Genomic DNA, 8,995 nt, shown 5'->3' with positions numbered 1-8,995 from the left:
AACGTGAACGGTGGCGCGATTGCGATCGGCCATCCGATCGGCGCGTCGGGTTGCCGGATTCTGGTGACGCTGCTGCACGAAATGCAGCGCCGCGACGCCAAGCGCGGTCTGGCATCGCTGTGCATTGGCGGCGGCATGGGCGTGGCGCTCGCGCTCGAACGTCCGTAAGCACGCAATACGCTGCGAAGGCGGCCGCTTCGCGGTACGCTTTCGCGCTCGAATGCGGTAAGCAGGCAACGATTAGCAGCAGGACCAGCAACAGCAGACAGAGGCGAGGCCGGGGCCGTCGATCGGCGCTCCGGATAACGATAATGGAGTGTGGTTTATGTCACAGCGTATTGCGTATGTAACGGGCGGTATGGGCGGCATCGGAACGGGCATCTGCCAGCGCCTCGAAAAGCAGGGCTTCAAGGTGGTTGCCGGTTGCGGCCCGAACTCGCCGCGTCGCGTGAAGTGGCTCGAGGACCAGAAGGCGCTCGGCTTCAACTTCATCGCCTCGGAAGGCAACGTGGGCGACTGGGATTCGACGGCGCAGGCCTTCGACAAGGTCAAGGCCGAGGTGGGCGAGGTCGACGTGCTCGTCAATAACGCGGGCATCACGCGCGACGTCGTGTTCCGCAAGATGACGCGCGAAGACTGGACCGCGGTTATCGACACGAACCTGACGAGCCTCTTCAACGTCACGAAGCAGGTGATCGACGGCATGGTTGAACGCGGCTTCGGGCGCATCATCAATATTTCGTCGGTGAATGGCCAGAAGGGCCAGTTCGGGCAGACCAACTACTCGACGGCCAAGGCCGGGATTCACGGTTTCACGATGGCGCTCGCGCAGGAAGTGGCCACCAAGGGCGTGACGGTCAACACCGTTTCGCCGGGCTACATCGGCACGGACATGGTGAAGTCGATCCGTCCCGACGTGCTGGAAAAGATCGTCGCGACCATTCCGGTGCGCCGCCTCGGCGCGCCGGAGGAAATCGCCTCGATCGTCGCGTGGCTCGCCTCGGAAGAGTCGGGCTTCGCAACCGGTGCTGACTTCTCGCTGAACGGCGGGTTGCACATGGGCTGATCCCGCGCGCCGCGCGCCTGGCAGGGGACGCGCGGCGGCACAGGGGATCGATGGCGGCGGCGCGCCTGTTTGCACGCCGGGGCAGGCTCGCCGCCGGGCTAGACGACGCGCGATGGCATCGGCCGTCGCGCGTTGGCGCATACAAGGGCGACACATGACGACTACAAAGAAAACCGCCGAACGACTGATCAAAAAATATCCGAACCGTCGGCTGTACGACACGGAGACGAGCACCTACATCACGTTGACGGACGTGAAGCAACTCGTGCTCGAGCAGGAGGAATTCAAGGTCATCGACGCGAAGACCAACGAGGATCTGACGCGCAGCATTCTGCTGCAGATCATTCTCGAAGAGGAAAGCGGCGGCCTGCCGATGTTCTCGTCGTCGATGCTGTCGCAGATCATCCGTTTCTACGGGCATGCGATGCAGGGCATGATGGGCACTTACCTGGAAAAGAACATCCAGGCGTTCATCGACATCCAGAACAAGCTCGCCGATCAGTCGAAGAACCTTTACGAAGGCAACGCGATGAATCCCGAGGTCTGGTCGCAGTTCATGAACATGCAGGCGCCGATGATGCAGGGCATGATGACCAGCTACATCGAGCAGTCGAAGAACATGTTCGTGCAGATGCAGGAGCAGATGCAGAACCAGGCGAAGAACATGTTCAGCAGCTTCCCGTTCAAGCCCGCGGCGCCCACGGGTGCGCCATCCCCGGCTGCGCCCGCGCACGGCGCGACCGAAGGCGGCAGCGACGACGAGAAGAAGTAAGCGTATCGAATGTGGCAGTGAGCGTGATTGACCCGGCTCGCGCGTGACGACGCGCAGCCCGGCGTCACGCAGCGTTCGGCTCGCGCAGCGGGCGCCGCAAGTGCGTCCGGCGCTCCGGATTCGGCGCGCGCGGTCGAGGCGCACTCGACGCGCGCGGCGCGCGTTCCGCTTGTCATTTTTCTTTGCTCATCCGCGTTGCGTGTTCGCGCGGCTTGACGCCCCGTGTCTCATCTGACCCCGCTAGCCGTGTCCGCCGCCTTCCCTGGCCCGCCGCTGCCTGTGCCAAACAGGTAAAATGGTGGATTGGCCTGAACATCGCGCGGCGCAACGAACGCCCTGCGCCCCACCTCCGGACGTACACGTGAAAAACCCTGTTGAATCAACGACCTCCCGCAATCCCGCGCCGCGCGTCGGGATGGTATCCCTCGGCTGTCCAAAAGCGCTTGTCGACTCCGAGCAGATCATTACCCAACTGCGCGCCGAAGGTTACGAGATCTCGGGTTCATACGACGGCGCCGACCTCGTCGTGGTCAATACCTGCGGCTTCATCGACGAAGCCGTGCAGGAAAGCCTCGACGCCATCGGCGAAGCGCTGAGCGAGAACGGCAAGGTCATCGTCACGGGGTGTCTGGGCAAGAAGGCCAGCGCGAGCGGTTCGAACCTGATCGAAGAAGTGCATCCGAAGGTGCTGGCCGTGACCGGCCCGCACGCCGTCGGCGAAGTGATGCAGGCGGTCCACAGCCATCTGCCGAAGCCGCACGATCCGTTCGTCGACCTCGTGCCGGCCGCGGGCATCAAGCTCACGCCGCGTCATTACGCCTATCTGAAGATTTCGGAAGGCTGCAATCACCGCTGCACGTTCTGCATCATCCCGTCGATGCGCGGCGATCTGGTCTCGCGTCCGGTTGCGGAAGTGATGCTCGAAGCGGAAAACCTCTTCAAGTCGGGTGTGAAGGAACTGCTCGTGATCTCGCAGGACACGAGCGCGTACGGTGTCGACGTCAAGTACCGCACGGGTTTCTGGAACGGCAAGCCGATCAAGACGCGCATGACCGATCTGGTCACGGCGCTCGGCGAACTCGCCGCGCAGTACAACGCGTGGGTCCGCCTGCATTACGTGTATCCGTATCCGAGCGTGGACGAAGTCATTCCGCTGATGGCCGAAGGTCCGTTCAAGGGTCACGTGCTGCCGTATCTCGACGTGCCGTTCCAGCACGCGCACCCCGAGGTGCTCAAGCGCATGAAGCGTCCCGCGAACGCCGAAAAGGTCATGGAGCGCGTGAAGGCGTGGCGTGAAATGTGCCCGGATCTCACGATCCGCAGCACGTTCATCGCCGGTTTCCCCGGTGAGACGGAAGAGCAGTTCGAAACGCTGCTCGACTTCATCCGCGAAGCCGAACTCGACCGCGTGGGCTGTTTCGCCTACTCGCCGGTCGAAGGCGCGACGGCCAACGAACTCGAAGGCGCGCTGCCCGACGAAGTGCGCGAGGCACGCCGCGCGCGCTTCATGGAAGTCGCCGAGGAAGTGTCGGCGAAGCGCATCCAGCGCAAGGTTGGCAAGACGCTCAAGGTGCTGATCGACGAAGTGAACGCCGACGGCGGCATCGGCCGCACGGCGGCGGACGCGCCCGAGATCGACGGCGTGGTCTACGTTGCGCCGGCGACGAAGGCGTCGAAGCGTTACAAGGTTGGCGACTTCGTCTCGGTGAAGATCACGGGCGCCGACGGCCACGATCTCTGGGGCGAGGTCTGAGCGGCATGACGCAAACCGCGCCGCAGATCCTCGCGTACGGCGAGGCGATGGTCGAGTTCAATCAGGCGACGCCGGGCCAGCCGCAGTATCTGCAAGGCTTCGGCGGCGACACCTCGAATTTCGCGATCGCGGCGGCGCGCCAGGGCGCGCACACCGGTTTCGTTTCGGCGGTCGGCGACGATCAGTTCGGGCGTCTGCTGCTCGATCTGTGGACGCGCGAGGGCGTCGATACGGCGAACGTGCGCGTGAACGCCGACGCGCCCACCGGCGTCTACTTTGTCTCGCACGGCCCGAGCGGCCACGCGTTCGACTATCTGCGCAAGGGCTCGGCGGCGAGCCGCTACGCGCCCGGCGATCTGCCGTGCGAGGCGCTGGCCGCCGCGCGCGTGCTGCATCTGTCGGGTATCAGCGTCGCGATCGGCGATGTGGCTTGTGACGCGGCGTTCGCGGCCATCGAGCACGCGCGCGCAAGCGGCGTGCAGGTGAGCTTCGACACCAATCTGCGGCTCAAGCTGTGGCCGCTCGCGCGCGCCCGCGCGGTGATGACCGAAGTGCTGCGCGCGACCGACATCTGCCTGCCGAGTTGGGACGACGTCGCCGTGCTGACCGGACTGGACGACCGCGACGCTATTGTGGACCGGCTGCTGTCGCTGGGTTCGCGTGTCGTCGCGCTCAAGCTCGGCAAGGCGGGCGCGTATGTGGCGACGCCCGACGAGCGCCGCCTGGTGCCGGGCCGCGTGGTCGCCGCCGTCGATGCAACCGGCGCGGGCGATTGCTTCGGCGGCGCCTTCATTGCGCGCATCGTGGCCGGCGACGATCCGTTCGCGGCCGCGCGCTACGCCAATGCGGCGGCCGCGCTGTCGACGCTCGGCTATGGCGCCGTCGCGCCGATTCCGCGCCGCGAAGACGTCGAGCGCACGCTGGCCGACGCCTGAGCGCGTTCTTCGCGCGCTTGTCAGGCAGGCGGCACACGAATCAGGGAGTGTGATGGAAGTATCGATTTCGAAAGACCCGAGCGGCGCGCGCCGCTCGTCGAACGCGCCGCGCGCGTGGAGCCTGTTCGCGGCCTGCGTGATCGCCTTGCCGCTCGCGGCGTGCGCCGTGGGCGATGGCGGCGCGAAAGGCGCATCGGGTGCGGCGGTCATCAAGGTGCATTCGACGCTCAAGCCGAATCCCGAATTCGCGCACTATCCGCAGTACACCGGCACGCTCGGCAAGCGCGCGATCGTGATGCGTTTGGGCAAGAAGACCGATCCCGACGATCCCGGCGGCATTCACGGCGAGTATCAGTTCACCGACACGGGCGAAGTGATCCTGATCGCGGGCGACCGCACCGGCCAGACGCTCGAAGCGGAAGAGTCGGACGACGGCACGCGCATCGTCGGCAACTGGGTCGGCACGTTTGCTGCCGACGACTCGATTTCCGGCGATCGCATGGAAGTCGACGATTCGAATCCGCAGCCGTTCGAACTCAAGCTGGTGGCGGCAGGCGCGGCGGCGCCGTCCGCGGCGAGCCCGGCGGCGAAGGGCGCTCAGGCGGTCAACGGCGTCGGCAATGTGGTGACGGGCGAGTAAGCCGCGTCAGCGGGCGGTTTCAGTCGCCCTTTGCTCGATCGTGCGTCTCGACCTGAACGGAACGTGTGCGCGCCACGCGCGTGACGCGAGTGACACGAGGCGCGTCGAGCGCCGTGCGCGGCTTCTTGCGCGCGCCCGTTCGTTTCGATGAAGCAACAGGCTGTCCGCGCAAGGTGGCCAGCCGCGTCAGTTCGCTTTCCAGCGCTGCGCGTTCGCGTTGCCATTGCGCTTCCTGCGCGAGCAGGGCGTCGAGACGGCCCTGCGCGTCGCGCAGCGCATTCGTCTGCTGTGCTTCCTGCACGCGCGCCGCGCCCAATTCACTCACCAGTTGTTCGTTGCGTTGCTGCGCGCTCGCGGCCAGCGCATCCGCACGCCTGCGCTCTTCGCGCGCCTCGCTGATCTGCTGCATCATGTGCTTCTGCACGCCTTCCATGCGCTGTGTCGCCTTGTCGAGCTCGGACTGAAAGGCGGCGTCGCGCGCTTCCTGTCCCGCACGCATGGCCGCAATGGCGTGTTCGTGCGCGGTCCGTTGTTCTTGCGCACGCGTTTCTGCCAACATGCGCTCGGCGTCGCGCAGGGTTTCGAGCGTTGCCGCGCGCGTGCTCGCTTCGTTCGCACGCGCATTGGCGGCGTCGAGTTGCGCCTTGAGCGCCGCGATCTGCTCGTTGCTCGCGGCGAATTCCACGTCGCGCAGACGCAGTTGCTCCAGCGCTTCATCGCGCGTTTCCTCAGCCTGCGCAGCACGCGCTTCGGCTTGCGCGCCAGCTTGCTCCAGTTCCCCGACGCGCGCGTCGTACACCTTTTCCCCATGCTCCACGGCGACGGCCCACGCGGCCAGCATCGCGTCCGCGACGGCGGGCGGCAACTGCGAGGCGAGGGCGTCGCCGCGCGTTTTCTCGTCTTTCCATTGTTTGAGTTCGTCGTTGATCGTCGTGCGGCTGCCTTGACGGATTTCCGCGTAAATCAGGTCGACGGTCAGCTCATGCGGCCGTTTTCCGGCGGCGACGAGGCGAGACGCGGTTTCACGCGTGCGCAAACGGGTATCGCTGATACGGGACATGGTGTTTTCAGCAGGAGAGCGGGGAACAGGTCTGAATTTTAATGTATATCGTCGTATAACGTTATACATATAACGATCAAGCAAAGAAATTTACGATAACTCCTATAATCGAAAGTATCGATGCTGTACGCTCACGACATCACCCGAATCCGCTTGCGCCGTCGATGCAGGAAGAACTCGTAGAACCCGCAGATCACGCCACTGCCGCCGCTTTTCTCCCTTTGCCCGCCTTGCCGCCCGCGCTCGATGGCCGCGACGGCGCGAACCGGGCGCGGGGCGGCATCGCGCAGACGTCCGCGCGTAACGACATCGAAGCCGTGCGCCTTTGGCTCGCGGAATACGTCGCTTCGCCGCACACGCTGCGCAGCTATCGCAAGGAAGCGGTGCGCCTGATGCTCTGGAGCACCAATACGCTGGGCAAGCCGCTGTCGAGCCTCACGCGCGAGGATTTCGTGCTCTACGAGCAATTCCTCGCCGCGCCCAGCGCCGACTGGGCCGATCCCGAGCGGCCGCGAAGAGGGCGTGAGCGCCGCCTGTTCGACGGCCCGCTCGCGCCGCGCAGCCGTCGCCAGTCGCTCGGCATCCTCGGCGGCCTGTTCAATTACCTCGTTGCGGCAGGCTATCTCGCGGGCAATCCGCTCGCGCTGCGGCGCTCGCGCATGCCGCAGGCCGCGCGCAGCCGCCGCGTCGAACGCTATCTCGATCAGGCGCTCTGGCAGCAGGTGCTCGACGGCATCGACGCCTTCCCGCAAGACACGCCGCGCGAGCGCCAGCATTACGAGCGCTGCCGCTGGCTGATCCGCTTTCTCTACCGCACGGCGCTGCGCGCGAGCGAAGCGGCGCAGGCGCGCGCGGGCGACTTCGAGCGTCGGCGCGGACGCTGGTGGCTGCGCGTGGTGGGCAAGGGCGGCGTCGAGGGCGACGTGCCCGCGAGCGACGAACTGATGGCCGATTTCGCGCGCTACCGCGCCTTTCACGGTTTGCCGGGTATGCCCGCGCCGGGCGAAACGCGTCCCGTGGTGCTGGGCGTCGCGGGCAAGGACGAGCGGCCGTTGACGTCCACGGCGGTCTATCTGATCGTGAAGACGGTGTTCCGCCGCGTCGCGGACCGCCTCGAAGCCGACGATCCGGCCGGCGCCGACACGCTGCGCCGCGCCTCCACGCACTGGCTGCGCCACACCGCGGCGACCCATCAGGCCGACGCCGGCACCGATCTGCGCTACATCCAGAAAAATCTGCGTCACGCGTCGATCGAAACCACCGGCCTCTATCTGCACGCCGACGACGACGCGCGCCACGAGCGCACCACCGCCGCCCCGAATATGCCGCCAGGCGACATCGCCCGATGAGACCGCCGCACGCCGGTGTTAATCTTCGGGATACGTCGCGCGCGCCGCCAGCAGGTCCGGCCGCGCGTCTCGCTTCTTTTTGACGCAACAACGACGCATCAACGACGCACCAACGCATTGCTCCCGATATGACGAAATCCGACTCCAGCCGCACGGTGCAGACGCAGATCCTGCATCCGCAAGACGATCTCACTCCCGGCTTCGAATCGTTCGCGGCGCCCGTCACGCGCGCCTCGACCGTGGTCTTTCCGGACCTCGCGTCCGTGCGCGCGCTCGACTGGCGCAACGACGCGCAATGGCGCTACGGGCTGCACGCCACGCCCACGTCCACGATGCTCCAGCACCGGCTGGCCGTGATCGAAGGCGGCGAGCACACGCTGCTGCAGCCTTCCGGTCTCTCGGCGATCTCGAACGTCTATTTCGGCCTCCTGAGGAGTGGCGACGACGTGCTGATTCCCGACAACGTCTATTCGCCGAACCGCGATCACGGCGACTGGCTCGCACGCGACTTCGGCATCACCGCGCGTTATTACGACCCGATGATCGGCGCGGGCATGGCCGATCTGATCCAGCCGAACACGAAGCTCATCTGGATCGAAGCGCCCGGTTCGGTGACGATGGAAGTGCCCGACGTGCAAGCCATTACGGCGGCGGCGCGCGCGCGCAACGTCATCACGGCGATCGACAATACGTGGTCGGCGGGTCTCGCTTTCAAGCCCTTCGATCACGGCATCGACATTTCGGTGCAGGCGCTCACGAAGTACCAGTCGGGCGGCAGCGACGTGCTGATGGGCGCGACCATCACGCGCGACCGCGATCTGTATCTGAAGCTCAAATCGGCGCGCATGCGCCTGGGCATCGGCGTGTCGTCGGATGATTGTTCGCTCGTGCTGCGCGGCTTGCCGAGCATGAAGGCGCGTTTCGAAGCGCATGACCGCAGCGCGTTCGCGCTCGCGACGTGGCTCAAGTCGCGCGGCGAAATCGCGGCAATGCTGCATCCGGCCTTCGAGGACTGCCCCGGCCATGCGTTCTTCCGTCGCGATTTCACGGGCGCGGGCGGCCTGTTCTCGGTGGTGTTCGACGAACGCTATAGCGCTTCGCAGATCGACACGTTCTGCGAAGCGCTCGACCTGTTCGCACTGGGCTGGAGCTGGGGCGGGGCGAACAGCCTCGTGATGCCATACGACATCGCGTCGATGCGCAGCGCGGCGCAGTGGCCGCATCGCGGCACGCTGGTGCGCTTCTATATCGGCCTCGAAGACGAAGCGGATCTACGCGCCGATCTCGAACGCGCGCTCGCGACGCTGGCTTGACGGGCGCGTGAGTACCGGGCACGCGCCCGGCACAAGACTCGCGCCAAAAGCAAAACGGCCGCTCGCCGTCCCGTGGGACGCGAGCGGCCGTTTCAGTTTGAGCCGTG

The 8,995-nt window shown here is 65.8% G+C and carries 8 protein-coding genes and 1 pseudogene; 8 read left to right on the top strand and 1 reads right to left on the bottom strand.

Annotation, left to right across the window (positions count from 1 at the left end; genetic code table 11):
* The 6 genes and pseudogenes from SB764_RS29410 to SB764_RS29385 all read left to right on the top strand — a co-directional run.
* Nucleotides 1-168: pseudogene (locus tag SB764_RS29410) on the top strand (acetyl-CoA C-acetyltransferase); the annotation flags it as partial.
* Between the two features lie 157 nt (nucleotides 169-325).
* The gene (locus SB764_RS29405; protein WP_065065584.1) at nucleotides 326-1,066 is read left to right on the top strand and encodes a 3-ketoacyl-ACP reductase; all 741 of its coding nucleotides are present in this window, start codon (nucleotides 326-328) and stop codon (nucleotides 1,064-1,066) included.
* A gap of 154 nt (nucleotides 1,067-1,220) precedes the next feature.
* Complete coding sequence (gene phaR, locus SB764_RS29400; RefSeq protein ID WP_065065583.1) at nucleotides 1,221-1,838, top strand: polyhydroxyalkanoate synthesis repressor PhaR; 618 nt, start codon at nucleotides 1,221-1,223, stop codon at nucleotides 1,836-1,838.
* Between the two features lie 415 nt (nucleotides 1,839-2,253).
* Nucleotides 2,254-3,591: a 30S ribosomal protein S12 methylthiotransferase RimO gene (rimO, locus tag SB764_RS29395; protein WP_202034996.1), complete on the top strand. Its 1,338-nt coding sequence runs from the start codon at nucleotides 2,254-2,256 to the stop codon at nucleotides 3,589-3,591.
* Nucleotides 3,592-3,596: 5 nt separating this feature from the next.
* Nucleotides 3,597-4,526 (top strand): sugar kinase, encoded by a 930-nt coding sequence (locus SB764_RS29390; protein ID WP_410865843.1) that lies wholly within the window; start codon nucleotides 3,597-3,599, stop codon nucleotides 4,524-4,526.
* A 52-nt stretch (nucleotides 4,527-4,578) separates the two neighbouring features.
* The gene (locus SB764_RS29385) at nucleotides 4,579-5,166 is read left to right on the top strand and encodes a hypothetical protein (protein WP_410865842.1); all 588 of its coding nucleotides are present in this window, start codon (nucleotides 4,579-4,581) and stop codon (nucleotides 5,164-5,166) included.
* A 19-nt stretch (nucleotides 5,167-5,185) separates the two neighbouring features.
* Here SB764_RS29385 and SB764_RS29380 read toward each other — a convergent pair whose 3' ends face one another.
* Entirely contained in the window at nucleotides 5,186-6,226 is a 1,041-nt protein-coding gene (locus SB764_RS29380; RefSeq protein WP_321905509.1) for a DNA-binding protein, read from the bottom strand.
* A 164-nt stretch (nucleotides 6,227-6,390) separates the two neighbouring features.
* Between SB764_RS29380 and SB764_RS29375 the strand changes: the two genes are divergently transcribed.
* On the top strand, nucleotides 6,391-7,575 hold the full coding sequence (locus tag SB764_RS29375; RefSeq protein ID WP_410865841.1) for a tyrosine-type recombinase/integrase: 1,185 nt from the start codon (nucleotides 6,391-6,393) through the stop codon (nucleotides 7,573-7,575).
* A 128-nt stretch (nucleotides 7,576-7,703) separates the two neighbouring features.
* Nucleotides 7,704-8,888, top strand: a complete 1,185-nt coding sequence (locus SB764_RS29370) for a cystathionine beta-lyase (RefSeq protein ID WP_110329030.1) — start codon at nucleotides 7,704-7,706, stop codon at nucleotides 8,886-8,888.
* The last annotated feature ends 107 nt before the right edge of the window (nucleotides 8,889-8,995 follow it).

The sequence above is a fragment of the Paraburkholderia sp. SIMBA_027 genome, from assembly GCF_046535315.1.
GTDB lineage: Bacteria > Pseudomonadota > Gammaproteobacteria > Burkholderiales > Burkholderiaceae > Paraburkholderia > Paraburkholderia tropica.
The sequence above is the reverse complement of the archived record's forward strand: the minus strand, read 5'-3'. Positions and strand labels throughout refer to the sequence as shown.

What these genes read in the sequence shown, in the direction of transcription:
- SB764_RS29405 (WP_065065584.1), top strand. Translation starts at nt 326, where the DNA reads ATGTCACAGCGTATTGCGTATGTAACGGGCGGTATGGGCGGCATCGGA.
- phaR (WP_065065583.1), top strand. Translation starts at nt 1,221, where the DNA reads ATGACGACTACAAAGAAAACCGCCGAACGACTGATCAAAAAATATCCG.
- rimO (WP_202034996.1), top strand. Translation starts at nt 2,254, where the DNA reads ATGGTATCCCTCGGCTGTCCAAAAGCGCTTGTCGACTCCGAGCAGATC.
- SB764_RS29390 (WP_410865843.1), top strand. Translation starts at nt 3,597, where the DNA reads ATGACGCAAACCGCGCCGCAGATCCTCGCGTACGGCGAGGCGATGGTC.
- SB764_RS29385 (WP_410865842.1), top strand. Translation starts at nt 4,579, where the DNA reads ATGGAAGTATCGATTTCGAAAGACCCGAGCGGCGCGCGCCGCTCGTCG.
- SB764_RS29380 (WP_321905509.1), bottom strand. Translation starts at nt 6,226, where the DNA reads ATGTCCCGTATCAGCGATACCCGTTTGCGCACGCGTGAAACCGCGTCT.
- SB764_RS29375 (WP_410865841.1), top strand. Translation starts at nt 6,391, where the DNA reads ATGCAGGAAGAACTCGTAGAACCCGCAGATCACGCCACTGCCGCCGCT.
- SB764_RS29370 (WP_110329030.1), top strand. Translation starts at nt 7,704, where the DNA reads ATGACGAAATCCGACTCCAGCCGCACGGTGCAGACGCAGATCCTGCAT.